At 67.0% G+C, this 23,908-nt stretch carries 24 protein-coding genes; 4 read left to right on the forward strand and 20 right to left on the reverse strand.

Features of this window, described 5'->3' with window-relative positions; genetic code table 11:
- Positions 1-199 precede the first annotated feature (199 nt).
- Positions 200-373 carry a 50S ribosomal protein L32 gene (gene rpmF, locus L5G28_RS18870; RefSeq protein ID WP_236999047.1) on the reverse strand — a complete coding sequence of 58 codons (174 nt, stop codon included), beginning with the start codon at positions 371-373 and terminating at the stop codon, positions 200-202.
- 197 nt (positions 374-570) lie between these two features.
- Between rpmF and L5G28_RS18875 the strand changes: the two genes are divergently transcribed.
- Positions 571-1,503 (forward strand): AEC family transporter, encoded by a 933-nt coding sequence (locus L5G28_RS18875; protein ID WP_237002863.1) that lies wholly within the window; start codon positions 571-573, stop codon positions 1,501-1,503.
- Positions 1,504-1,534: 31 nt separating this feature from the next.
- Here L5G28_RS18875 and L5G28_RS18880 read toward each other — a convergent pair whose 3' ends face one another.
- The 9 genes from L5G28_RS18880 to L5G28_RS18920 form a co-directional block, all read right to left on the reverse strand.
- Entirely contained in the window at positions 1,535-2,473 is a 939-nt protein-coding gene (locus L5G28_RS18880; protein ID WP_237002864.1) for an endonuclease/exonuclease/phosphatase family protein, read from the reverse strand.
- Between the two features lie 35 nt (positions 2,474-2,508).
- Positions 2,509-3,087 carry a mismatch-specific DNA-glycosylase gene (locus tag L5G28_RS18885; protein WP_237002865.1) on the reverse strand — a complete coding sequence of 193 codons (579 nt, stop codon included), beginning with the start codon at positions 3,085-3,087 and terminating at the stop codon, positions 2,509-2,511.
- Positions 3,084-5,054 (reverse strand): VWA domain-containing protein, encoded by a 1,971-nt coding sequence (locus L5G28_RS18890; RefSeq protein ID WP_237002893.1) that lies wholly within the window; start codon positions 5,052-5,054, stop codon positions 3,084-3,086. The genes L5G28_RS18885 and L5G28_RS18890 overlap by 4 nt, the downstream gene beginning before the upstream one ends.
- Positions 5,044-6,489, reverse strand: a complete 1,446-nt coding sequence (locus L5G28_RS18895) for a magnesium chelatase ATPase subunit I (protein ID WP_237002866.1) — start codon at positions 6,487-6,489, stop codon at positions 5,044-5,046. Before L5G28_RS18895 ends, L5G28_RS18890 begins: the two co-directional genes overlap by 11 nt.
- A 78-nt stretch (positions 6,490-6,567) precedes the next feature.
- Complete coding sequence (locus L5G28_RS18900; RefSeq protein WP_237002867.1) at positions 6,568-7,500, reverse strand: TauD/TfdA dioxygenase family protein; 933 nt, start codon at positions 7,498-7,500, stop codon at positions 6,568-6,570.
- Positions 7,501-7,556: 56 nt separating this feature from the next.
- Positions 7,557-8,120 carry a DinB family protein gene (locus tag L5G28_RS18905; RefSeq protein WP_237002868.1) on the reverse strand — a complete coding sequence of 188 codons (564 nt, stop codon included), beginning with the start codon at positions 8,118-8,120 and terminating at the stop codon, positions 7,557-7,559.
- On the reverse strand, positions 8,117-8,599 hold the full coding sequence (locus L5G28_RS18910) for an SRPBCC family protein (protein ID WP_236999040.1): 483 nt from the start codon (positions 8,597-8,599) through the stop codon (positions 8,117-8,119). The genes L5G28_RS18905 and L5G28_RS18910 overlap by 4 nt, the downstream gene beginning before the upstream one ends.
- The gene (locus tag L5G28_RS18915) at positions 8,596-8,955 is read right to left on the reverse strand and encodes an ArsR/SmtB family transcription factor (RefSeq protein WP_237002869.1); all 360 of its coding nucleotides are present in this window, start codon (positions 8,953-8,955) and stop codon (positions 8,596-8,598) included. Before L5G28_RS18915 ends, L5G28_RS18910 begins: the two co-directional genes overlap by 4 nt.
- A gap of 104 nt (positions 8,956-9,059) precedes the next feature.
- Positions 9,060-9,443 carry a YchJ family protein gene (locus L5G28_RS18920; protein ID WP_237002870.1) on the reverse strand — a complete coding sequence of 128 codons (384 nt, stop codon included), beginning with the start codon at positions 9,441-9,443 and terminating at the stop codon, positions 9,060-9,062.
- A 92-nt stretch (positions 9,444-9,535) separates the two neighbouring features.
- Between L5G28_RS18920 and L5G28_RS18925 the strand changes: the two genes are divergently transcribed.
- Genes L5G28_RS18925 through L5G28_RS18935 form a run of 3 tightly spaced genes read left to right on the forward strand, consistent with a single transcriptional unit; the run spans position 9,536 to position 11,540 of the window.
- Positions 9,536-9,919, forward strand: coding sequence for a GntR family transcriptional regulator (locus L5G28_RS18925; protein WP_237002871.1), 384 nt, complete (start codon positions 9,536-9,538; stop codon positions 9,917-9,919).
- On the forward strand, positions 9,916-10,824 hold the full coding sequence (locus L5G28_RS18930) for an ATP-binding cassette domain-containing protein (RefSeq protein ID WP_237002872.1): 909 nt from the start codon (positions 9,916-9,918) through the stop codon (positions 10,822-10,824). Before L5G28_RS18925 ends, L5G28_RS18930 begins: the two co-directional genes overlap by 4 nt.
- Positions 10,821-11,540 carry a hypothetical protein gene (locus L5G28_RS18935; RefSeq protein ID WP_237002873.1) on the forward strand — a complete coding sequence of 240 codons (720 nt, stop codon included), beginning with the start codon at positions 10,821-10,823 and terminating at the stop codon, positions 11,538-11,540. Before L5G28_RS18930 ends, L5G28_RS18935 begins: the two co-directional genes overlap by 4 nt.
- A 73-nt stretch (positions 11,541-11,613) precedes the next feature.
- Here the strand turns inward: L5G28_RS18935 and L5G28_RS18940 are convergent, their stop codons facing one another.
- The 10 genes from L5G28_RS18940 to L5G28_RS18985 all read right to left on the reverse strand — a co-directional run bounded on the left by L5G28_RS18940 (position 11,614) and on the right by L5G28_RS18985 (position 23,900).
- Positions 11,614-12,027 carry an endonuclease domain-containing protein gene (locus L5G28_RS18940; protein WP_237002874.1) on the reverse strand — a complete coding sequence of 138 codons (414 nt, stop codon included), beginning with the start codon at positions 12,025-12,027 and terminating at the stop codon, positions 11,614-11,616.
- A 633-nt stretch (positions 12,028-12,660) separates the two neighbouring features.
- Complete coding sequence (gene purH, locus L5G28_RS18945) at positions 12,661-14,244, reverse strand: bifunctional phosphoribosylaminoimidazolecarboxamide formyltransferase/IMP cyclohydrolase (protein ID WP_237002875.1); 1,584 nt, start codon at positions 14,242-14,244, stop codon at positions 12,661-12,663.
- A complete protein-coding gene (purN, locus tag L5G28_RS18950; RefSeq protein ID WP_237002876.1) occupies positions 14,241-14,870 on the reverse strand; it encodes a phosphoribosylglycinamide formyltransferase in 630 nt (209 codons plus the stop codon). The genes purH and purN overlap by 4 nt, the downstream gene beginning before the upstream one ends.
- Positions 14,871-14,973: 103 nt before the next feature.
- A complete protein-coding gene (locus L5G28_RS18955) occupies positions 14,974-16,461 on the reverse strand; it encodes a cell division protein PerM (protein WP_237002877.1) in 1,488 nt (495 codons plus the stop codon).
- A gap of 13 nt (positions 16,462-16,474) precedes the next feature.
- Positions 16,475-17,428 carry a DUF5336 domain-containing protein gene (locus L5G28_RS18960; protein ID WP_237002878.1) on the reverse strand — a complete coding sequence of 318 codons (954 nt, stop codon included), beginning with the start codon at positions 17,426-17,428 and terminating at the stop codon, positions 16,475-16,477.
- A gap of 148 nt (positions 17,429-17,576) precedes the next feature.
- Positions 17,577-19,538 carry an acetoacetate--CoA ligase gene (locus L5G28_RS18965; protein WP_237002879.1) on the reverse strand — a complete coding sequence of 654 codons (1,962 nt, stop codon included), beginning with the start codon at positions 19,536-19,538 and terminating at the stop codon, positions 17,577-17,579.
- Positions 19,539-19,727: 189 nt separating this feature from the next.
- Positions 19,728-21,371, reverse strand: coding sequence for an AMP-binding protein (locus L5G28_RS18970; RefSeq protein ID WP_237002880.1), 1,644 nt, complete (start codon positions 21,369-21,371; stop codon positions 19,728-19,730).
- 41 nt (positions 21,372-21,412) lie between these two features.
- Positions 21,413-22,258, reverse strand: coding sequence for an HpcH/HpaI aldolase/citrate lyase family protein (locus L5G28_RS18975; RefSeq protein ID WP_237002881.1), 846 nt, complete (start codon positions 22,256-22,258; stop codon positions 21,413-21,415).
- A gap of 5 nt (positions 22,259-22,263) precedes the next feature.
- Complete coding sequence (locus tag L5G28_RS18980) at positions 22,264-22,755, reverse strand: MaoC family dehydratase (RefSeq protein ID WP_237002882.1); 492 nt, start codon at positions 22,753-22,755, stop codon at positions 22,264-22,266.
- Positions 22,752-23,900 carry an acyl-CoA dehydrogenase family protein gene (locus L5G28_RS18985; RefSeq protein ID WP_236999025.1) on the reverse strand — a complete coding sequence of 383 codons (1,149 nt, stop codon included), beginning with the start codon at positions 23,898-23,900 and terminating at the stop codon, positions 22,752-22,754. The genes L5G28_RS18980 and L5G28_RS18985 overlap by 4 nt, the downstream gene beginning before the upstream one ends.
- Positions 23,901-23,908: the final 8 nt, after the last annotated feature.

A 23,908-nucleotide genomic window follows, 5' to 3' on the forward strand; every position in this document is an offset into this window, starting at 1 on the left:
GGTCAACTCCCACCTTCTCACTATCGCCACCGCACCGGATCGCTGGCATCGTCCCACGCCCACGCTACTGACGGACCGCGCCGCATATCGGCGGCGTTACCGTTCAGAAGTGGTTTCGTAATACGAAAACGGCTGCGGCCGACGAGCTGGACGCTCGTCGGCCGCAGCCGGTGACACTGATTCGTCGTCGCGAGTGGTCTCAGCGACGGTCGAGATCGACGAGGCCGAGTTTCACGGCCTTGACCAGGCGACGCGGCACGCGCTGCGTGACGCCGTTGATCTTCTCTTCCTGCAGCGGAGCATTGTCTGCCTTCCACTGCGAACGACGGCTACGGGTGTTCGCCCGCGACATCCGGCGCTTCGGTACTGCCATGGTTCTCGCCCTTCCTCACGTTCGGCACGGGCATGGGTCCGGGTCTGTCCCGACCCGACTCACCCGCTGATCGCCTGTATCCACGGCAATCCGACCGCGGCACACAACCCGAACAGATTAACCGGCCGGAGGCTCACATGGCAAAACGGGACGGGCAGGACCTTCCACATGAGTGGCCGACACCTACCATTACGCGGGTGTCAGGCGTCGTCTCCGGGTTCACCGTGATCTTCCTCGTCGTCGGTCTCGGCTACATTCTGGGCCGGACCGGCGCCCTCGGCGAACACGCGTCCACCACGCTGGCCAGGCTCGTCTTCTTCATCTGCACGCCAGCGCTTCTGGTCTACTCGCTGGCCACGAGCGACCTGTCGGCCGTCTTCTCCTCGACGCTCGCCATCGCGTCGATCACCGCGGTCTCGGTCGGACTCGTCTACCTCGTCGCCGCACGCCTGTGGCTGCGGCGGGAGCTTCCCGAACTGGTGATCGGCGCGCTCTCGTCGTCGTATGTGAACTCCGTCAACCTCGGCCTGCCGATCGCGATCTTCGTCCTTCACGACGAGTCGTTCATCGCGCCGCTCCTACTGTTCCAGATCGTCTTCTATTCACCCGTCGCGCTGGCCGCCCTCGACCTGACCGCGCTCGACGCGTCGACGCGGACGTCGGTCTGGAAGACGATCTCGGTACCGTTGCGCAACCCGATCCTGATCGGCGGAGCGATCGGCCTGGTCGTGTCGCTTACCGGGTGGACGCCGCCGGAGGCGGTCCTGGAATCGGCGAACATGCTCGGCCAGGCGTCCGCTCCCCTCGCTCTCCTCGCGTTCGGGCTCACGTTGACTGGCACCACCGTGTTCAAGAAGGGCGAGAGCCCGCGGCGTGACGTGGTGCTCGTGTCGATACTCAAGATGATCGCGATGCCGGTGATCGCGTACGCGACGGCACGCTGGATGTTCGGGCTCACCGGCCACCGACTGTTCGCCCAGGTCGTGATCGCGGCCCTGCCGACTGCGCAGAACGTCCTCGTGTACGCGACCCGTTACCGACGCGGCGAGATCCTCGCCCGTGACTCGGCGCTGGTCACGACGGTGCTGTCGATTCCGGTCATCGCGGTGACGGCGTGGCTCCTGGCGTGATCGCCGAACGTGGCCGAGTCGGGCGGGGCCCTCACCCGACGTGCGCGAGCACCGCTTTATGGTCGGTGCCGGGGACGTCGTGCGACGTCACGTCCGCCGCCGACAGCCCTCGGACGAGGACATGGTCGATCCCGACTATCGCCGGGAACCATTTGTCGGTCGGATATGTCGGCAGCCAGCCGACGCCGGCGATCTCCCCCGCGTCGCGGTATCCGCCGGTCAGCAACTGCCGGAACCGCGCGTGATCGAGGGTCGAGTTGAAGTCGCCCATCGCGATCACCGGGCGATTCTCGGGCGCATCGTGCACGATCTCGTCGATCCGTCCGAGTTCGGATTCCCACTGCGGCGTGATGGTCGGCGGCACCGGGTGCAGCGCGAACACCTGCACGTCACCGCGCCCGGGAACGGCGACGACCGCAGAAAGCTGGTTGAAGACGAACCTCGGATACTCGACCTCGTCCGACAGCGGGTGCCGACTGTAGAGGGCGGTTCCCTCCGCTCCCGACCCGGCCCGCACGAAAGCGTGCGGCAGATCGTCGGCGATACTCGACGCGGCGATCCGGTCCGCCTCGTCGCTCGTCAACTCCTGGACGGCGAGCACGTCCACCCGATTGTCCCGAACCAGGCGCGCCAGTTCCTCGACGTCACCCTCCCCGAACATGACGTTGGACGTCAGCACCGTGATCGGTTCTCCGGACGGCGCGTCCGCCGCGGCGAAGTACGGCGCTTGCACGCCGATCGCGGCGACGGCGACGGCGACGGCGAAGCCGACTCGCCACCATGCACGCGTCGCCGACAGACACGCGAGAGCGAGCACCACGGACACACCGACGATGACCGGCGACACGGATGCGATCGCGACGACCGGGACCTGCGACGTCGGCCAGAAATACAGTGCCAGAGCCACTGCGGCGACGATAAGTGCGACGGTTCCGATGATGTTCGCCGTCCAGCGAAGAATCTCCCCCATGCCCATATTGTGCCTGTGCCGCCGTCGCGACTCTTCTACGAGACGGCACCTCGCCGCAGGCCGGCCGCCACCGCGGCCTCCCGGTACGCGCGCGCCAGCGACGCGACACTCTCGTGGGCGTTGAGGCCGCTCGGATTCGGCAGTACCCACAGGCTCGCCCCCGCCACCCCCTCCGGCTGCTCTCCGACGGTCGCCTTCGGGGCCGAGAACGCCGTCCGGTAGGCGGTGACGCCGAGGATCGCCAGCACTCGTGGACGCACCCGTTCGACGGTCCGCACCAGTTGCTCACCGCCCCTGACGAATTCGTCGCGGGTCAGGTCGGAGGCCTTCGCCGTCGCACGAGCCACCACATTGGTGATCCCGACGCCTGCATCGATGAGCGCAGCCTCGTCGGCCGCACTCATCCCGTCGGATGCGTCGATCAGGTGGTCGGTGATACCCGCCGCATACAACGCCGGGTAGAACCGGTTACCCGGCCGCGCGAAATGCGCGCCCGTCGCCGCCGTCCACAACCCTGGGTTGATACCGGAGATCAGGAGGCGGCATCTGGGACCGATCAGATCCGGGACGCTCGTGCCGGCGAACGCGAGGAGTTCAGCGCGCGTGAAACTCACCGTGCGCGTCGGGCCCGCAGATAGTCGCCGACCACCGCGGCGCCCAGCCCGTCGATGTCCGGTGCGACGACGCGTCCGCCGATCCGGCGGGCGATGCGGTCCACGAAGTTCGCCAGACCGGGATCCTCGCCCAGTCGGAAGAACGTGATCTGCGTGCCCATCCGCGAGAGGTGGTCGAGTTCGCGCACCGTGAGCCCAATGGTCTGCGGGTGCGGCGGATACCAGAAGAACGCCTCGCCATCCGGCTCCAAATGGGCGGTCGGCTCACCGTCCGTCACGATCAACAGCACGGGCTGCGCGTTCGGGAACCGGCGAAGATGCCGGTGTGCCAGCATGAGCGCGTGGTGCAGGTTAGTGCCCTGCTCCATCCTCGGCTCCAGACCCGTCAACTCGTCGACCGTCGTCGACCGCGCATGCCTGCCGAACTCGATGAGATGCAGCTCGTCGGATCGGAACCGCGTCGAGATCAACTGGTTCAACGCCAGAGCCGTCCGCTTCATCGGCGTCCACCGACCCTCCATGACCATGGAGAACGACGTGTCGACGAGCAGGACGACGGCGGCCTGCGTCCGGGCTTCGGTCTCGGTGACCTCCACGTCCCGGACATCGATTCGGACCCCGTCGGCGGGGTCACCGCCGTCGGCGGCCGTCCGCACCACCGCGTTCGTCACTGTCCGCGTCACATCCCACGGCTCGGTGTCGCCGAACGCCCATTCGCGGGTCGCACCGGTCGGCTCGCCGAGCCTGCCCGCGAGGTCGGTGCGACGGTCGCCGCCGCGAGAGGAGAGCTGCGCCGCGACATCACGGAGGATCGCCTGCCCGAGTCGGCGCATCGCCTTCGGACTGAGTTTCAGGCTCCCGTCCTGGTCGCGTCGAAAGAACCCCTGGTCACGGAGTGCCTTCTCCAGCTCGGACAGGGTTCGTGCGTCGGCTGCGGCCTCGTCACCGAGCTGTCGAGCCAGCGCATCGAGGTCGATGTCTTCCATCTGCGCGCCCGCATAGCCTTGGGAGAGTTGCTCGGCGAGTTGTTCGAGTTCGCCGATGTCGCGCAGTGCGGCGGCCCCCTCCCCCATACCCATCGGATTGTCGCCGGAGAACTCCTGCGACCCGCCCCAGTCCAGATCGGGACGCGCCTGACGGAGCGCGTCGTCCATCTGCCCGAGGGCGCTCATCAGTTCGGGCGACCCGAACGCCTGCTGGGACAACTCAGCCAGCTCGGCCTGCTGCTCGGGGGTGAGCGAGTTGAAGAACTGCTGAGCGGCGGCGGACCGTCGCGCCAGCGCGTCGATCAGTTCGTCGATGTTCTCCGGGCCTTCGGGGAAGAACTCGCCATGCTTGTCCATGAACTCGTCGAAGTCGGCCTGTGTGTCCTGTCCGGCGTTGTGCTTGGCGAGCAGGTCGTTGAGGTCGCCGAGCATGTCGGTGATCTGCTGCCGATCTTCGTCGCTCGCGCCCTCAAGCGCCTCCTTCATCCCGGCGAACCGCTGGTCGAGCGCCTCGCGGCCGAGGAGGTCGGAGATCTTCTCGTAATCGGCGCGCGCCTGCGGACTGCGCCAGTCGTAGTCGGCGAGTTCTCGGACGGCTTGGGCTGTCGACGCAGGCAAGCTGCCGATCTGCATCTCGGCGAAACGTGCGTCGTCGTCGAGGTCGCGGGCGAGCTGCTTGCGTTCGTTGAGGACCGCTGAGTCGAGGAGTTCCCTGATCTCGTCGAACGTCCCGTCGAGGTTACGGCTGCGGAGCAGTTCCCTGCGGCGCCGGTTCGCTTCCTCCGCGAGCCGGTCGAGTCCACGATTCGACGGTCCGCCGCGCCGCAGGAACTCGCGCATCGCGCGCTCGGGCGAGACGCCCTCCATCACGTCGTCGCCGATCGCGCGCAACGCCTCCCGCACGTCGACGGGAGGCGCGAGCGGGTCCGGTCCACCCGTATAGCGGCTGTACCGGGAGCGGTGGAAACCCTTACGCGCCATCGCGTTCGAGTTCGTCATCGGACGCGGACACCGAATAGGCGGTGCGACCGTAGTCGTCCTCGTCCTTGCCGATACGACGCGCCAGATAAAGCCCTTCCAACGCCAATTCGATAGCGCTGGCACGCTCGGCCAGTTCGATGGCGTCGAGTCGGCCTGCGATGTCGTCGACGACCTTGTGGACCTCGGCCGAATCACCGATCGCGTCGACGACGTCGGCGGCGGGGACCCGGTCACCGGTCAGGACGGGATGCCCGGAGTCGAGGGCCTCGACGATCGGTCGCATGTCGACGCCGCCGAGATGTGCCCGGACTACGTCAGCGACGGACTTGCGGAGCAGATAGTCGAGGATCTCGACCTCGCGCCCCTCCTCGCCCGACTCGAACTCGACCTTGCCGCGCAACACTTCGATGACCGACTGGAGGTCCACCGGACGCGCAACAGGCAGCTCTTCGCCGGTCACCGCGGCCCGGTGCAGCGCCGCCGCAGCCACCGTTTCAGCTGCGGCGATCGAAAAGCGTGCGGAGACACCGGACCGTTGATCTATCGACGGATGCTCGCGGGCGTACCGAGTGAACCGCGCGAGCGCCTCGACGAGGTACGTCGGGACGGTCGCGACGAGGTCGGCTTCCTGCTCGACGACGTCGATCTCGTCGTCCAGGTCGAGCGGATAATGGGTGCGGATCTCGGCGCCGAACCGGTCCTTGAGTGGGGTGATGATGCGACCGCGGTTGGTGTAGTCCTCCGGGTTGGCGCTCGCGGTGACGACGACGTCTAGCGGTAGGCGGAGGCTGTATCCGCGCACCTGGACGTCGCGTTCCTCCATCACGTTGAGCATCGAGACCTGAATGCGTTCGGCCAGATCAGGCAGTTCGTTGATGGCGATGATGCCGCGGTGCGAACGCGGGATCAGACCGAAGTGGATGGTCTCCGGGTCGCCGAGGCTGCGCCCTTCGGCGACCTTCATCGGGTCGATGTCGCCGACGAGGTCGGCGACCGAGGTGTCCGGTGTCGCGAGCTTCTCCCGGTACCGTTCGCTGCGGTGACGCCAGTCGATCGGCAGATCGTCGCCGAGCACGTCGGCGCGACGGATCGACTCGGGGAGGATCGGCTCGTACGGATGCTCGTCGAGATCGGATCCGGCGATCACCGGTGTCCACTCGTCGAGCAGGCCGACGAGCGTGCGCAGGAGCCGTGTCTTGCCTTGGCCGCGTTCGCCGAGCATGACGATGTCGTGTCCGGCGATCAGCGCACGTTCGACCTGTGGGATCACCGTGTCGTCGAAGCCGACGAGGCCGGGCCACGGGTCATCACCGTCCCGGAGTGCGGTCAACAGGTTGTTTCGGATCTCGTCGCGCACACCGCGCTGTACGTGATCGGACGCGCGAAGTTCGCCGAGAGTTGTGATCTGGGGCGGGTTGGTGGATTGATCTGCCACCTGTTCCACGCTACTCGCACTCTCGTGATCGGTTCGCCCGCAACGGGAATTCCGGCCTACGGGCGAGCATTCCGCGAGTCACCACTGACTGGGGTCGTCACTGAACGGCTCGATGAGTCCCTGCGGCCCGACGGGTCGGTCGCCGCGGAGCGTGACGCGGTGCATGACGCGACGATGCGTGTAGTCACGATTCGCGTAGTGGGCGGTGCTCCGGTTGTCCCAGAGAACGACATCGCCGAGGCTCCATCGGTGCCGAACCACATGTTCGGGCTTGGTGAGGTGCGCATAGAACGCATCGAGCAACCCGCGGCTCTCCGCCTCGGACACACCCTCGATGTGTGAGGTGAAGCCGGGATTCACGAACAAGGACTTGCGTCCGGTCTCCGGGTGGATGCGGACGACCGGCTGCCGGACGGGCCGCAGGCTCGTCACCTCTTCGCCGTCCCACAGGTTGCCTCGGCCCTCGCGACGCTGCCGCAGGTAGTAGCCGAACTCACGGTTTCCGTCGTGCACGGCGACCAACTCGTCGGCGGCCCGCTGCAACGGCGACGACAGGGACGCGTACGCAGCCTCGGCGTCGGCCCAGTTGGTGTCGCCGCCCAACTCGGGCAGTACCAGCGGACGCAGAATCGATGCGGCGGGCGGACGCGGCATGAACGTGACGTCGGTGTGCCAGACGTCGGCGAACCCGTTGTCGGTGCTGTCGAGCGAGTACACCTCGTCCGGTACGTCGCCGCTGTCCCACACCGGATGTCCAGCCGTCAGCTCCCCGAGTCGGGCGGCGAACTCGACGTGGTGCGCGTCCTCGAGGTCCTGGCCTCGCAGCACGAGGACCTTGTACTCGGCGAGTGCGACGCGCACGGCAGCGATCTGAGAGTCGGTCGCCGACGCGATGTCGATGCCCGAGATCTCGGCGCCGTGCGACGGTCCGAGTCGGGCGACGTCGATTTCGACGCCGGAGGTGACGCCCGATGAGACGGGGCGGTCGGTGGCCGCAGCGGTGATGGTCATGATTCGAGGATGTCCGAGGAGCCCCCGAGGCAGAAGCCTTTTGCCTGCGGTGCGTTTTAATCCGCGAAACGCGGGTCACGTCCGATGAACGCGGCCAGCGCGACCGCGGGATCGACGACGCTCGACACCGGGTACGCGGGACCGTACTGGCCGCTCGAACGCAACATGTCCTCTAGCGGTCGCATCCCGGCGAGCAGGTCGGCAGCGAAATCGTGATCGAGATCTGGGCGACGCCCACCGGCTTGGGCGAGGTCCCACGTGTGCATGAACACGTCGGCGGTGTAGAACCGGTCGACCGCGTCGGCCAACGGCATGGTCCCGACGTACGGATGCGTGAAGTCACGCGCCGCATCGTCGCCGTCGAGCAGCCCCTGGATCGCAGCAGTGCGGGCCGCCCATGCGTCGACCGGGTCGTCGGCGGAGACTTCGGACAGTTCGACACCGCCGGCTTCCAGAAAGGCCGGGAACCACTCCACGAGGTGATCGACGACGGCGCGGGCCGTCCACTCCTCGACCGGACTGCGCGCCGACCAGTTCGTGGTCGCCGCAGCCTCGTCGGCGAATCCGGCGGCGACGATGCGGTGTCGTTCGGCGGGTGAGGCGTTGCTGACGGCGCTCACACCTCCCCCTCGGCGAGCAGATCGTCGAGCTTCGCGTACCCCTGGTCGACGCCGACCTCCATCCCCGACGCCAGCCAGGCGTCGCGCCCTTCGAAGCTGTCGACCAGCGACTGTGCGTGCAGCCGCGTGCGTCCGTCGCCGAGGTCCTCGAATCGGAGTGTCTCGAGTGACACGTCGTCCGGCATGCCTTCGAAGGTGAACGTCTGAACGATGACGTCGTCGCTGATCGTGTGGAAGCAACCGCGGAAACCGTACTCCTCACCGTCGCGGCCTGCGACATAACGCCATTCCCCTCCGTTGCGGGCGTCCCAGGCGACAATGCGGGTGTCCATCCCGTCCGGTCCGACCCACCGCGCGAACAGTTCCGGGTCGACATGCGCTCTGAGCAGTTGCGCGGGGGTGGCCGCGAAGTCGCGGGTGATGCGGATGAGCGGAAGGCTCGGGTCGGCGTCGATCGACGCCGGTGTGTGCGTGTTCATGATGCGTCCTCCTCGGGACTGGGTGTGTCGGATTCTCGGTTCATTTCCGCGAGCACGGCATCGAGCCGTTGATACCTCTCCTCCGCCTGCCTGCGGTAGCGCTCGATCCATTTGGTCATCAGGTCGAACACCTCGGCCTCTAGATGAACGGGCCGACGTTGCGCCTCGCGGCTGCGTGTCACCAGCCCCGCGTCTTCGAGGACGCGAAGGTGCCGCGATACGGCCTGCAGGCTCACGTCGTACGGCTGAGCCAGTTCGTTCACCGTGGCATCAGCCGTGGTCAACCGGGCGACGATGTCCCGCCGGGTGGGGTCGGACAAAGCCGAGAAGACTCGGGACAATTGGTCGTCAGACATCGTCCACACTCCTTATTCAATCTCCCGGTTGAATATAACTACACACCCTGCGACCGTTCATTGTCAACCGGTTGATTGAATACAGCTTCCCCGCCGACCTCGGGTCAGCGATGACTGCCGGACACGTAGTACCAGCAACCGTCGACGCGCTCGAAGGTGCTGCGCTCACGAAGTTCGCCCCGGCCGTCGGCATCGCGATAGACGGCGACGAACTCCACCACCCCGCCCCGATGAAACGGCGACCCGTCGAGCACGTCGACGATCGTCAGATAGAGCCACCGCGTCTGCGGATCGATCGGGCACGACGGCGGCCTGACGTCGGGATGCCACGTGGCGAGCAGGTACGACTCGTCGCCGACCGCAAACGCCGTGAACCTGCTGCGCATCAACGCCTCCGCACTCGGCGGGGCCGCCTCCCCCGACAGGTAACGACCGCAGCACGCCGCAACCGTTTCGCCACTTCCGCACGGGCATCGTCGTTCGTCCACGACAGCCAGGCTGCCACAACCCTCTTGACACACCCCCGACCCGGTGCGATGGTTAGTTAGTCAACTAACTAACCAAAGAACAGGGGGTGCTCATGATTGACGACGGACGAGCCCTCTTCCAACAGATCGCGGAGAACGTCTCCGACTCGATCATCGACGGCAGCCTCGCGGAGGAGACCCGCGCACCCTCGACCAACGAGTTGGCCGCCTTCTACCGAATCAATCCCGCAACCGCAGCGAAGGGCGTCAACATGCTGGTCGACAAGGGAGTCCTCTACAAACGACGCGGCGTCGGAATGTTCGTGTCGGCCGGTGCTCGCGACCTGCTCCGTCGCGAACGCCAGGAATCGTTCGCGGACCACTTCATCGAACCGCTACTCAACGAAGCCGACCGACTCGGCTTGACGCCAGACGATCTCGTCACGCTGATCCAAGACCGAGCGCCCCAGCACTCTTCGACAGGAGACGCACGATGACCAGCACCTCAACCCGCACATCGGCGGTCAGCGCCCGCGGCCTCACCAAGCGATACGGCAAGACCGTCGCCCTCGACTCCGTCGACTTCGACATCCCCGAGAACATCATCTGCGGGCTGTTCGGGCGCAACGGTGCGGGTAAGACCACACTCATGTCGATCCTGACCGCGCAGAACTTCGCCACGTCCGGCCAGGCGTGGGTATACGGCGAGGAGCCGTACGAGAACTCTCGCGCACTGAGCCGCGTGTGCTTCGTCCGCGAGAGCCAGCGGTATCCCGACGACGCGCGCCCTGTGCACGCCTTCGCCGCCGCGCGCCTCTTCTTCCCGAACTGGGACGACGACTTCGCCCAGCAGTTGGTCGCCGAGTTTCGGCTCCCGCTCAAGACGAGGATCAAGAAGCTCTCCCGCGGACAGTTGTCCGCGGTCGGCGTGATCATCGGGCTCGCCTCACGCGCCGAGGTGACCTTCTTCGACGAGCCGTACCTCGGGTTGGACGCAGTGGCCCGACAGATCTTCTACGACCGTCTACTCGGTGACTACGCGGAGCATCCGCGCACCATCGTGCTGTCGAGCCACCTCATCGACGAGATCGCCGATCTCATCGAACGTGTGCTGGTGGTCGACGACGGTGCTCTCGTCCTCGATGAGGACGCCGACGCGCTCCGCGGCAGGGCGGTGACCGTCGTCGGGAATGCGGCCGCCGTCGACGAGTTCATCGCCGGCCGGGAGGAGTTGCACCGCGAGAACCTCGGACCGGTCGCGTCGTCGACCGTTCTGGGCGCGCTCAGCAGCGACGACACTCGCCGACTCGAGCAGCTGCACCTGACGACGTCGTCGGTGTCGCTGCAGGAACTCATTGTCCGATTCACTCAACACTCCGATCAGACGGGAGCCGTCCGATGACCACCACCGCGCCCGCGAATCGCACGTTGAACGTGATCCGCATGCAATTGCTCAACAAACAGACCTTCGTCTGGTTGCCGCTGTTGATCCTGGCCAGTTCGTTCGCGATCAGCATGATGATCTACGGCATCATCGTCTTCTCGGTCGACGACATGGACGAACCGATCTACGGGGGCGGGTCCCAGGCACCGCTCTGGTACTTCCTGGTGGTCGGTGTTCAGGCGTTGTCGTTCACGTTCCCGTTCTCGCAGGCCATGAGCATCACGCGCCGCGAGTACTTCCTCGGAACGTATGCGACGGCGATGCTCTCGTCGGCGGCCGTCGCCGTGACGTTCCTGGTCGGCGGGCTCATCGAGCGGGCCACCGACGGGTGGGGCATCGACGGCTACTTCTTCTACCTGCCCTGGATCTGGGATCAGGGGCCGTTCGTCGCGCTGCTCATGTACTTCACGATCGCAATGTTCGCATTCGCCGTCGGGTTCTGGGGCACGACTCTCTACAAGCGGTTCGGCACCCTCTGGCTGGTGGTCACGGGCATGGCGATCGTCGTCGCGATCGTCCTGGCATGCCTGGTCGTCAGCCTCGCCGGCGGGTGGCCCGCAATCGGACGATGGATCGTCGACCTGCGGCCGATCGCCCTCGTCGGCATCGTGTTCGCGTTGGACCTTCTGTTCGCCGGAACGTCGTATCTCACGCTGCGGCGCGCAACGCCGTAGCGAGGCGCACGCATGGTGTTGCACAACGGTCGTCTGAGGACCGTTGTGCAACACCATTCGTGCATCCCCTTCATCACGCGACCTCGTCGGCCTGCTGGTTGAGGACCTCGATCACCGATTCGATGCATCGGACCGGGTCATCCGTCAGCTGATGCCATGTGAAGCCCAGGCGGCGCCATCGCGCGCGCTCGAGTGCGTTGGCCTTCGCCTCGTCATTCGCCAGCCTGCCGGGCGCGCGATGGAATGCGAGCCCTTGAATCTCCACGCACACCTTCAACTCGGGCCAACCGAAATCGAGCCTCCACGACCCGAACTGCAATTGCTGGACCCAGCCCCCGACGCCTGCGTCGGTGAGCAGCTCGACGAAGAGCCGTTCGGCGATCGACTCAGAGTCTCCGGTGACGACATCGAGCAGCCTGCGAAGCGCCGGCGCACCCGCACGACCCGAGTGTCGCTCGGCGGCAGCGCTCAACTGCGGGACAGTCACGACCTTCTTCTGCAGCATGCGGTCGGCGAAGGCCGAGCCGTCGCGGATCGGCCCGGGCGCGGGACCTGGTCGGCGGCTAGTGTCGCGTGTCGTTAATTCCTCGACGGTTGGTGGTGTTCCGCTGTGCAGCTGGCAAGGCGGAGGAGGAAGGGATACCGGTAGGTATCGCGACCGACGACAACGCCGCCAGATGTGCAGCGGGGCGCTGCCAACCATTAAGGAATTAGCGATACGAGGCACTAGCATGATCACCTCCGGAAGCGGTCGGATCAGACCGTGCAGCCAGGCCGCAGTGGTCCGGTCGGCTACAGCGTGGTGCGCCAGGACCGCTGACCGCACGAGCACCCGTTCCGTCATCGGGTGGGAGGTACTGCGGTACAGCCCTTTCGCCGTAGCCCGCCATTCGTCTCTTGTCACGCGGCTACGTATCTGCCCGCGCGTCATTCCGAGCCGACGAGCTTGGTCCGCTGTGATGACGCCGTCGTGGTCAGCGAGGAATCGTGCGAGTTCTGGTACTTCCCCCATACTCGGTTAGACGCGCCGGAACGGCGCCCGGTTCCGGGTCGCACCGAGTTCTGTTGCACAACGGTCGCCTCACGACCGGTGTGCAACAGAATTCGTGCCGGTGCCAGCTCAGTGCGCGAAGTGGCGTGACCCAGTCAGGTACATGGTGATGCCCGCAGCCTTGGCCGCTTCGATCACTTCGTTGTCGCGGATCGATCCGCCCGGCTGGACGACCGCGCGGACGCCGCCGTCGATCAACACCTGGAGGCCGTCGGGGAACGGGAAGAACGCGTCCGACGCACCGACCGAGCCCTTGGCGCGGTCGCCCGCACGGTTGACGGCCAGATGCGCCGAGTCGACGCGGTTGACCTGGCCCATGCCGACGCCGACGGACGCGCCGTCGGAGGCGAGGAGGATCGCGTTCGACTTGACGGCACGGCACGAACGCCACGCGAAGACGAGGTCGGCGAGGGTCTTCTCGTCGGCGGCTTCGCCGGTGGCGAGCGTCCAGTTAGCTGGATCGTCGCCTTCGGCGTCGATCACGTCGCGCTGCTGCACCAGCATGCCGCCGGAGACGGGACGCATCTCGGCGACCGCCGCGCTCGGCGCGTCGGCGACCAGGATGCGGACGTTCTTCTTGCGCTGCAGGACTTCGACGGCGCCGTCGGCGTACGACGGGGCGATGACGACCTCGGTGAAGATCTCGGCGACCTGCTCGGCCATCTCGACGCTGACCTCACGGTTGGTGGCGATGACGCCGCCGTACGCACTGACCGGGTCGCACGCGTGGGCGCGGCGGTGGGCTTCGGCGATGTCGGAGCCGACAGCGATACCGCACGGGTTGGCGTGCTTGATGATCGCCACCGCAGGCTGGGCGTGGTCATGGGCGGCGCGCCACGCGGCGTCGCCGTCGGTGAAGTTGTTGAACGACATCGCCTTGCCGTGCAGCTGCTCGGCCTGCGCGAGACCCGCCGGTCCGGACGTGGACGTGTACAGCGCGGCCGCCTGGTGCGGGTTCTCGCCGTAGCGGAGCACGTCGGCACGCACCCAGGTCGCGCCGGCCCACACCGGGAAGACCGACGTCTGCTCGTCAGCATCGCTGCCGGAGCCCAGCGCGTCGCTGGACATCCAGGACGCGACCGCCACGTCGTAGTCTGCAGTGTGGCGGAACGCCTTGGCGGCCAGAGCTTTACGCTCGGCCAGGCTGAAGCCTCCCGCGGCGACCGCGGCAGCGACCTTCGCGTAGTCGGACGGGTCGACGACGACGCCCACCGACGGATGATTCTTCGCCGCAGCACGCACCATCGACGGGCCGCCGATGTCGATCTGCTCGACGCACTCGTCAGGGGACGCTCCGGAGGCGACGGTCTGGGTGAACGGGTACAGGTTCACCACGACGAGCTCGAACGGGGCGATGCCCAGCCCGTCGAGCTGTGCGAGGTGATCGGGTTTGCGGGTGTCGGCGAGGACCCCGGCGTGCACGCGCGGGTGCAGCGTCTTGACGCGACCTTCGAGGCATTCCGGGAAGCCGGTCAGTTCACTGACTTCGATCACGGGGACGCCGACGCTCGCGATCGTCTTGGCGGTCGACCCGGTGGACACGATCTCGACGCCTGCTGCGTGGAGCGCGGTCGCGAGCTCGGTCAGTCCGGTCTTGTCGTAGACGCTGACCAGTGCGCGCCGCACGTCGCGGCGATCTGCAGTTGCGTTCACTTGAGGTGTGCCTTTCGTCCATCGGTGACAACGCCACGGGCGGCGAGCGCGTCCACCACTGCTGGTAGAAGTGCGCGCTCGACGATCTTGATGCGTTCGTGCAGGGCGGCCTCGGTGTCGTCGGGGGCCACCTCGACGATCCGTTGGGCCAGGATCGGTCCGGTGTCCACGCCGTCGTCGACGAGATGGACCGTGGTGCCGGTGACTTTGACGCCGTATGCGAGGGCGTCGGCCACCCCGTGCGCGCCCGGGAACGACGGCAGCAGCGCGGGGTGGGAGTTGACGACGGTTCCGCCGAAGCGCTGCAGGAACGCCGGGCCGAGGATCTTCATGAAACCCGCGGTCGCCACCCAGTCGGGCGAGAACGCGGCGACGGCATCGGTCAGGACGCTGTCCCAGGTCGCGCGGTCGGGGTGTTCGGTCAAGATGCATTCGACGACCGGGATGTCGGCATCGGCGGCGATCTGCATCGCCGGGCAGGCTCGGTCGACGACGACGCCGACCACCGTGAACGCGGCGTCGACGGATGCCGCACGATCGATGATCGCGGCGAGGAGCGTCCCGGCCCCTGACGCGAGGACCACGACAGGTGAGCGATGCGCTGTGTCGTGGGGGGCGTCTGTCACGCACCCAAGTTTAGGGCATGGGTTTGAACGGTTCGGAGCGGTGTCGGACGAGGCCGCAGACCGGTGGCGGGGACCGGTGGCGGGGACCGGTGGCGGGGACCACTCAGTCGCGGTGTTCGGGTTCTGGTTCGACCAGATGCTCGTCGGCCAGTTCAGCCTCGTCGGCCAGTTCAGCCACGTCAGCCGGTTCAGCCTCGTCGGCCGGTTCGAACTCGGCTGCCGTTTCTAACTCGTCGGGGAGCTCACCGCCGAGATCCTCGGCGCCGCCGCCGTAACCGGGGGCGGGCTCAGCGTCGGTGAACTCGTCGGGTGCGCCTGCTGGTGCGCCTGCTGGTTCGTCTACGGGCTCGTCGTGGGTGGCGACGTCGTCGAGCCAGGAGTCGAGGTCGTCGTCGGCGCCGCGAACTCGGCGAACGCCTCCGTTCGACACCCACATGCCGCCGACGACGAGCGCTCCGGCGAGCATGAGCCACGCGAACGTGAAGACACCTGCTGTCGCGACGTCGACCCCGGTGTGGCCGAGTTCGCCGAGACGACCGCCGGATACCCAGCTCACCGCCACGACGAGTGCGGCGGCGACCGCCGAGCCGATGGCGACCGCGCGCAGGTGACGGATCGGGTCGCTGCTGCGGCAGTACCAGCCGAGCAGGAGTCCCGCGGCGAGCGGAACGACGAACAGCAGTCCGCCGACGCCGCCGAGACCTGTCTCGGGGAGCGCCGACACGATGGGAAGCGGAGGAACGGCCCCGCGTGACACGTCGAACGCGTCGAGGACGGTGTCACCGAGTTGCACGGTAGAACCGGTGGTGACGACGGCGGCTCCCATCACCATGTTCGGCAGGTAGAGGATGCTCAGCGCGGTGAGGCCGAGATAGCCGTCGAACGAGTTGCCGTCGGCGATCATCGCCGACACCGAACCCCAGTGCATGACGATGCCGCCGAAGACGAGAACTGCGCCGCCCACGACGAGCACACCGAACGCGATTACTCCGCTGCGGAGACCCACCCGTTCGGTCGCAGGCACCACGAACTCTTCGAGGATGGGTCTCAGACTCGGGATCGCGACGCCGACGAGGACCGCGATTCCCTGAATGAGCAGCGTGTAGCCGAACGCCGCGAGTGGGTCGGGCTGGCCGACTGCGCTGACTGCGGCACCGTCGGCGACCACGGCCAGCGACAATGCTGTCACCAGCAATGATCCGCCGAGCGCTGCTCCGATGATGCCCACGAGGTCAGGCAGTTCACGCGCGGTGGACGAGCCTTCGGCCACCACTCGGGCGGTTCCGGCGCACACCAGCAGAGTCGGGAGCAGCGGCAGGACGCCTAGCGTGACTCCGCTGATGGTGACGGGAACCTGGTTGACGGCGAGCCAGCCGGCCGCCGTCGCCGACATGATGCCGGACAGTCCGTCGCCTGCGAGGAGACGGACGATGCCCAGGACGACGACGATCACCAGGATCGACAGTCCGGGGACGAGAAGTGCCACCTTGACGAGGTCCCAGGTGGCGGCCTTCCGCGGCGCGCTGTCGGCACGACGAGCCAGGCGCACCTGCCGGAGGCGGGTGGCCAGAGAGTTCGACGATCCGCTCACGCCGCGGCGAGCCCTAGTGCTGCTCGGACTGCGGGTTCACACCCGGATCGGTGGCAGGCTTGCCGAACGCGGTGGTGGCGTTCTGATCGCCCGGCTGCGACTGAGCCGACTGGCCGTACTGAGTCTGCGCATACTGTCCGGGCTGAGCCTGCGGCGCGGCGGCCTGAGCCTGCTGGCCGTAACCGTAGCCGTAGTCGGCGGCCGGTGCGGCTGCCTGGTGCGCTCCGCCGTACTGCGACGCGTCAGCCGCGACCGGTGCGGGCGCAGCGGGGACGGCGACCGCGTCGGCGAGCTTGATCTGACCGCCCTCGACGAGCAGCCATGCGACGGCTGCGATCGCCGACAGGATCGCGGTGATCAGCAGAATGATGGCGCCGACGCCACGGCTTCCGCCTTCCTTGAACATCGGATCCATCATCGCGAACTGGAAGATCGTGATGATGCCTGCGGTGACCGCGACGCTGGCGATACCCGCGACGAAGTGCTTGGTGGCGCCGACGACGAACGTCGTCAGGGCGAGCAGCCCGGCGAGCGTCACGAGACCGTACGTCAGAACGAAGTGCGACTGGAACAGCTGAACGCCGTCGCCGCTCCCCGACTCCGGCGAGTATCCGTCAAGGAACCCGCAGAACAGGGTGATGATGCCGAGTGCACCGATGATGCCGGCCAGGATAATCGGAGTGTTGGCGGGCAGACCCGGGTTGGCGGGCTGCTGCGGCGCGCTGTAACCGTACTGGGCCTGCTGGTACTGCTGGGCGTACTGCTGCTGGGCGTACTGCCCCTGCTGTGCCTGCGCCTGCTGGGCCTGGGCGTCGTAGCCTTGCGGCTGCCCGTACTGCTGGCCCGCGTACTGCTGGCCCTCGTACTGCCCCGGGCTCTGCTGACCGTAATCGGCGGGCTGACCGTAGGGCTGTGCCCCTTGGGGGTTCTGGCCGTAGCCGTATCCGCCGGACTGGGGATAGCTCATCGTCTGACTCCTCACGCATGGAACTCGCCTCGTCCGCCGTTGCGACGAACGTCGTCCACGCTAATACACGTGAGCTGTGTGGGTCGTACACGTGCGCGACGACGCGCCTGTTCTCCTGGTCGAGAGACTCCGCGCGTCGCTCGAGACGTCACCACTCGTGGGCTCTCCCCTGCTGCCGGAACCACTCGACTAGCGAATAGTCGTCGACCGACTTGGGATCGATGTTCACGTCGCTCCGTCCGGCGAGGATCGCGGTGACCGGGACTTCCAGCTTCTTGCCGGTCCGCGTGTGGGGAATGCCCGGCGCTGCGAGGACCTCGTCGGGAACGTGTCGCGCCGACAGTCGGGTCTTCACGTCGGACGCGATCCGGGCGGTGAGCTCGTCGGTCAGTTCGGCGCCGGGCACGAGCGTGACGAACAACGGCATCCAATATGCGCCGTCTGGCCCGTCGACGCCGAGGACGAATGCTTCGGCGATCTCGTCGACGGCTTCGACCACTTCGTAGATGTCGGCCGAGCCCATGCGGATTCCGTTGCGGTTCAAGGTTGCGTCACTACGACCGTGGATGACGAGAGAGCCGCGATCGGTGAGGGTCACCCAGTCACCGTGCCGCCAGACGACGGGCGCGTCGGCCACATCCCACTGGTGCGCGAAGTACGCGGTGCGGTATCGCTCGCCGTCAGCGTCGTTCCAGAACGCGACGGGCATCGACGGCATCGGCGCTGTTATCACCATCTCGCCGACCTCGCCGATGTGCGGTCTCGCCTGCGGCGACCAACTCTCCAGTGCGACGCCGAGATGCCGCACCGAGAGCTCGCCCGCCACGACCTGGACGCCGACGGACCCTCCCGCGAATGCGGACACGATGTCGGTGCCCCCGCTGATCGACGAGACCGGTAAGTCGGGTGGAGCGGAGCCAGGCGATGCAGAGCGCCCACGGACGTTATCGTCGACCCAGGTGAAGAGGTCGGCGGCGAGAGTCGACCCGGTGCTGCCGAGTGTGGTGAGCGCCGACAGGTCATGGTCGCGGCCGGGGACGAGACCTGCCTTCCGCGATGCCTGGAGTTGGCCGGGGCTGGTACCGAAGTAGGTGACGTGCTCGTCGGCGACGATCTGCCACAGTCGGTCGGCGTCCGGGTACAGCGGTGAGCCGCTGTAGCAGACGATGCGCGCGCCGACCAGCAGCCCGGCGATCTGGAAGTTCCACATCATCCAGCTCAGGGCTGTCTGCCAGAAGAAGACGGAGTGGTTGCCGAGGTCTGCGTGGAGGCCGGTCTCTTTGAGGTGCTCGAGAACGACGCCGCCGTGTCCGTGGACGATGCCTTTCGGTTTGCCGGTGGTGCCGGAGGAGAACAGCACCCAGAGCGGATGGTCGAACGGGACGCGTACGGACGCCTGCAGGTCGTCGCCGTTCGCTGTCGCATCGGCCCATGCCGTCGCCCCGTCTGGTGCGTCACCGACGACGATGTGCGTCCCCACATCGAGCAGTCGGGCGAGTTCGGCGGAATCGGCCCGCTTGTCGATGTCCTTGCCGTTGTAGCGGTAGCCGGACGCTGTGAACAGGGCCTTGGGTTCGAGTTGTGCGAGACGTCCGGCCGCACCTTCGGGCGCGTAATCCTGGCCGCAGCCCGACCAGATCGCTCCGAGGGACGCGGTCGCCAGGAAGGCGATCACCGCTTCGGGGATGTCGGGCAGGTATGCGGCGACGACGTCGCCCTGCCTGACTCCGGCGTCGGAGAGGGTCCGTGCGACGGCTCCGACGAGGCGCGGGAGGTCGTTCCAGGTGATCTCGGTGCGGACACCGTCCTCGTCCAGTCCGACGATCGCCGCGCCGGGCTGGTCGGCGTGCGCGAGGACCGCATCGACATAGTTGAGGCGAACGGTCGGAAACCAGACGGCGCCGGGCATCGACGAGTCGGCGAGCACCGGGTCGGCACGCCGCAGCCCGCTCTCGGCGATCGCGTCGAGCCCGAAGTGCTCCCACACCGCTCGCCAGAACCCGGGGAGGTCTGTGGTCGAGTACTCCCAGAGGTCGGGATAATCGGTGAGGTCGCGACCGACCCTGTCACTCACTTCTTCGGCGAAGACTTCCATCCGCGACCGGCCCATTCGACTCCCCTTCGCATTCGCGACAATCTTGCGTTCTCAACATAGTGCCGCGTACCACTCGTTCGAGCGGCACGTTACGTCACCGAGCACGTGTGGGACCCCGCATGGAACCGGCCGGGCGTGGCCCGCCGCGCTGTCGGCGATGAAAGTCGCGCGGTCGGTGTTCGACGCGGAGAACGCGTAACGCGGTTAGCTCAACCCCAGCATCTCGATCGACTTGGCGCGCATCTCGACCTTGCGGACCTTGCCGGTGACCGTCATCGGGAACTCGTCGACGATGGTGACGTATTTGGGGATCTTGTGGCGGGAGATGTGGCCGGTCGCGAATTCGCGGAGAGCGTCGACGTCAAGCGGCGCTGCGCCGTCACGGAGGCGGATCCACGCCATCAGTTCCTCGCCGTACTTCTCATCGGGGACTCCGATCACCTGGGCGTCGACGACGTCCGGGTGCGTGTACAGGAATTCTTCGATCTCGCGGGGATAGATGTTCTCGCCGCCGCGGATCACCATGTCCTTGATCCGGCCGGTGATCCGGACGTAGCCGTCGTCGCCCATCACGCCGAGGTCGCCGGAATGCATCCAGCCGCCGGCGTCGATCGCATCCGCGGTCTTCTCCGGCTCGTTCCAATAACCCTGCATCACCGAGTAACCGCGCGTACAGAACTCGCCGGTCTCACCGCGCGGCAGAACGTCGCCGGTCAACGGGTCGACAATCTTGATCTCCAAGTGCGGCCCCACCCGGCCGACAGTCGCCACACGCAGGTCCGTCGGGTCATCGGTGCGAGTCTGCGTCGACACCGGACTCGTCTCGGTCATGCCGTAACAGATCGAGACCTGTGCCATGTTCATCTCGTCGATCACCCGCCGCATCACCGTCTCCGGGCACGGCGACCCCGCCATGATGCCCGTCCGCAAGGACGACAGATCGAACTCGGCGCCGGTATCGAGCAACGCCAGTTCGGCGATGAACATCGTCGGCACTCCGTAGAGGCTGGTGCAGCGGTACTTCTCGACCGCAGCCAGCGCCGTCTGCGGGTCGAAGGCCGGGCCGGGGACCACCATGGCCGCCCCGTGCGAGGTCGCCGCGAGGTTGCCCATCACCATGCCGAAGCAGTGGTAGAACGGCACCGGCAGACAGATCCGGTCGGCCTCGGTGTAGTCGACGAGTTCGCCGACGAGATATCCGTTGTTGCCGATGTTCGTGTGCGAGAGCGTGACCCCCTTCGGCGATCCGGTGGTGCCCGACGTGTACTGGATATTGATCGGATCCGATGCGGACAGTCCGGCCGCGATGTCGTCGACCGCCGCCAGTTCGTCGGCGGCCGGCTCGGCGAGCAGACCGGCGAACTCCGTCGACTCGAACAGCACCACCTCGCGCAGGTCGGGTGTCTGGTCGCGGACGTCGGCGAGCATCTGCGCATACTCGGAGTCTCGGAACTTCTCGGCGGCGAGCACCAGTGACGTACCCGACTGCGCGAGCACATACGCGAGTTCGTGACGCCGATACGACGGGTTGATCACCACGAGGATCACTCCGACTTCGGCGGCAGCGAACTGGGTGAGCACCCATTCGAACCGGTTCGGCGACCACAAGCCGACACGGTCGCCCGGCGCACAGCCCAATCGCAGCAGACCGGCCGCGAGCGCCCGGACGTCGCGCCGGAACTCGGCGTACGTCCACTGCCGGTCGACCGCGGCGTCGATCAAGGCGATCGAGTCGGGGACGCGCGCCGCGGTCTGTGCGAGCACGCTGCCGATCGTGTCGGTGAGCAGCGCGGGCTCGACCTCCCCCCGGCTGTACGAGTCGGTTGCGGTGTACGTCGGGTCGGACATTGTTCCTCCGGGGCTCGGACGGTCTGGGGTCGGTCGATCAGTCAGTCGGTGGGACGTTCGCCTGCCCGCGCGAGGGTGGCGCGAGCCTGGGCGATGATGGGGCCGTCGACCATCTCGCCGTCGAGGGCGAAGACCCCGCCGTCGTGGGCGGCAGCGCCGTCGAGCACCTGTCGCGCCCACTCGACGCGTTCGGGCGACGGGGCGTACGCCTCACGGATGTGCGGGGCCTGCGACGGATGGATGCAGGCGGTGGCGGAGTATCCGAGAGCGACGGCGTCGCGAACTTCGGCGGCCAGCCCGGCGGTGTCGTCGATGTCGGCGTGGATCGCGTCGATCGCGGCCTTCTGGTAGGCGCCCGCGGCCAGCCGGACACGTGCACGCACATATCGTGGGAGATCCCGGTACTGGCCGGCATCGGGCTCGCCGCCACCGAAGCGGCTCGACGATCCGCCGAGTCCGGCGACGAGATCTTCGGCGCCCCACATCAATCCGACACAGTTCGGGGCGGCGACGATCTCCTCGGTGCGCATCGCGCCCATCGGTGTCTCGATGAGCGCGATCGTCGGCAGCCCATGGGCGCTGATCTGGGCGGGATCCTCAGTCTTAGCCTGCATCACCAGTCGGTACTGGGTCTGGCTGACGGCGGCAAGGTCGAGTTCGTGGTCGTCGGTGCCCGCCGCATTGATCCGCACGATCACCCGGTCAGGATGCACCGGGTTGCCGACGAGTGCGTCTCTGGCCGCCTGCTTGTTACTCGGTGCGACGGCATCCTCGAGGTCGAGGATCACCATGTCGGCGCGGTCGAGCGCCTTCAGGTAGCGCTCCGGCCGGTCGGCGGGGCAGAACAGGAGTGCGGGCCCGGCGGGAATCCAGGATTCGACGGTCATAGGTGTCAGTTCTCCTCGGGAGCGAGTCGGACGAGCGTCGCGCGCGACGCCTTGGCAACGATCACACCGTCCTGGTTCCGGCCGATGTGCGTGATATTCACGATGCCCTCTCCCGGCCGCGACGACGAGGCCCGCTTGCCGGTGCACTCGGTCTCCGCGTACAGGGTGTCGCCGGCGAACAGGGGCGACGGGAACGCGATGTCGCTGAATCCGAGGTTCGCCACGAGCGTCCCCTGAGTCAGCTGCGACACCGACAGACCGACGATCGTCGACAAGGTGAACATCGAGTTGATGAGCCGCTGGCCGCCGAAGCCCGGCTGCTCGGCCGACCATGCGGCGTCGAGGTGGAGCGCCTGCGTGTTCATGGTCAACGTCGTGAAGAGGACGTTGTCCGCTTCGGTGACGGTGCGGCCGGGACTGTGCGCGTAGACGGCCCCGATCTCGAACTCCTCGAACCAGAGGCCGCGCTGCGTTATGCGCCTGGCGTCACCGGTCATGAGGGCAGTCCCAACGAACGGGCGATGAGCATCAGTTGCACCTCGGTGGTGCCTTCACCGACTTCGAGGATCTTGGAGTCCCGATAGTGTCGGGACACGAGGTACTCGTTCATGAATCCGTACCCGCCGTGGATCTGGGTGGCCATTCGTGCGTTGTCCATCGCCGCCTCGCTGGACACCAATTTGGCGATGGACGCCTCCTTCTTGAAGGGCTTTCCGGCGAGCATCTTCGCCGCAGCGTCGTAGTAGGCCATCCGGGCGACGTGAGCCCGTGTCTCCATCCGAGCGATCGCGAACGACACCGACTGGTATTCGGCGATGGGTTTGCCGAACGATCGACGTTCGCTCGCGTACTTGACGCACTCGTCGACGCAGCCCTGCGCGACACCGGTCGCCAGCCCGGCGATCGCGATGCGCCCCTCGTCGAGGATCGCCAGGAAGTTCGCGTAGCCGCGGCCACGCTCGCCGAGGAGGTTCTCCTGCGGCACGCGAGCGTCGGTGAAGCTCAACGGGTGGGTGTCCGAGGCGTGCCAGCCGACCTTGTCGTATGCGGGCTCGGCGACGAATCCCGGGGTGCCCGACGGCACGATGATCGTGGAGATCTCCTTGCCGCCGCCCGGCTTCTCACCGGTGACGGCGGTGACCGTCACCAGTGAGGTGATGTCGGTGCCCGAGTTCGTGATGAATTGTTTGGCGCCGTTGATGACGTACTCGTCGCCGTCTTCGCGGGCGGTGGTCGCGGTGGCTCCCGCATCCGATCCGGCGCCGGGTTCGGTGAGCCCGAAGCCGGCGAGACGCTTGGCCTGCAAGAGGTCGGGAAGCCAGCGTTCCTTCTGTTCGCGCGTGCCGAACCGGTAGATCGGCATCGCGCCGAGACTCACTCCGGCCTCGAGGGTGATGGCGACCGACTGGTCGACCTTCCCGAGCTCTTCCAACGCGAGTGCGAGGGCGAAGTAATCGCCGCCCATTCCGCCGAACTCTTCGGAGAACGGCAGACCGAACAGGCCCATCTGGCCCATCTGGTCGACCACCTCGTACGGGAACGTCTTGTCCCGGTCATGTCGGGCCGAGACCGGGGCGACGACGCCTTGCGCGAAGTCGCGCACGCTGTCGACGAGGTCGGAGTATTCCTGGGTCAATTCCATGTTCGAAT

Origin of the sequence: Gordonia liuliyuniae, from assembly GCF_021739025.1 — a bacterium.
GTDB lineage: Bacteria > Actinomycetota > Actinomycetes > Mycobacteriales > Mycobacteriaceae > Gordonia > Gordonia liuliyuniae.

Bases quoted from the DNA above. Each gene is read 5' to 3' on its own strand.
- rpmF (WP_236999047.1), bottom strand. From the start codon at position 373: ATGGCAGTACCGAAGCGCCGGATGTCGCGGGCGAACACCCGTAGCCGT.
- L5G28_RS18880 (WP_237002864.1), bottom strand. From the start codon at position 2,473: ATGGGGGAGATTCTTCGCTGGACGGCGAACATCATCGGAACCGTCGCA.
- L5G28_RS18890 (WP_237002893.1), bottom strand. From the start codon at position 5,054: ATGGCGCGTAAGGGTTTCCACCGCTCCCGGTACAGCCGCTATACGGGT.
- L5G28_RS18900 (WP_237002867.1), bottom strand. From the start codon at position 7,500: ATGACCATCACCGCTGCGGCCACCGACCGCCCCGTCTCATCGGGCGTC.
- L5G28_RS18910 (WP_236999040.1), bottom strand. From the start codon at position 8,599: ATGAACACGCACACACCGGCGTCGATCGACGCCGACCCGAGCCTTCCG.
- L5G28_RS18915 (WP_237002869.1), bottom strand. From the start codon at position 8,955: ATGTCTGACGACCAATTGTCCCGAGTCTTCTCGGCTTTGTCCGACCCC.
- L5G28_RS18925 (WP_237002871.1), top strand. From the start codon at position 9,536: ATGATTGACGACGGACGAGCCCTCTTCCAACAGATCGCGGAGAACGTC.
- L5G28_RS18930 (WP_237002872.1), top strand. From the start codon at position 9,916: ATGACCAGCACCTCAACCCGCACATCGGCGGTCAGCGCCCGCGGCCTC.
- L5G28_RS18935 (WP_237002873.1), top strand. From the start codon at position 10,821: ATGACCACCACCGCGCCCGCGAATCGCACGTTGAACGTGATCCGCATG.
- L5G28_RS18960 (WP_237002878.1), bottom strand. From the start codon at position 17,428: ATGAGCTATCCCCAGTCCGGCGGATACGGCTACGGCCAGAACCCCCAA.
- L5G28_RS18965 (WP_237002879.1), bottom strand. From the start codon at position 19,538: ATGGGCCGGTCGCGGATGGAAGTCTTCGCCGAAGAAGTGAGTGACAGG.
- L5G28_RS18970 (WP_237002880.1), bottom strand. From the start codon at position 21,371: ATGTCCGACCCGACGTACACCGCAACCGACTCGTACAGCCGGGGGGAG.
- L5G28_RS18975 (WP_237002881.1), bottom strand. From the start codon at position 22,258: ATGACCGTCGAATCCTGGATTCCCGCCGGGCCCGCACTCCTGTTCTGC.
- L5G28_RS18980 (WP_237002882.1), bottom strand. From the start codon at position 22,755: ATGACCGGTGACGCCAGGCGCATAACGCAGCGCGGCCTCTGGTTCGAG.
- L5G28_RS18985 (WP_236999025.1), bottom strand. From the start codon at position 23,900: ATGGAATTGACCCAGGAATACTCCGACCTCGTCGACAGCGTGCGCGAC.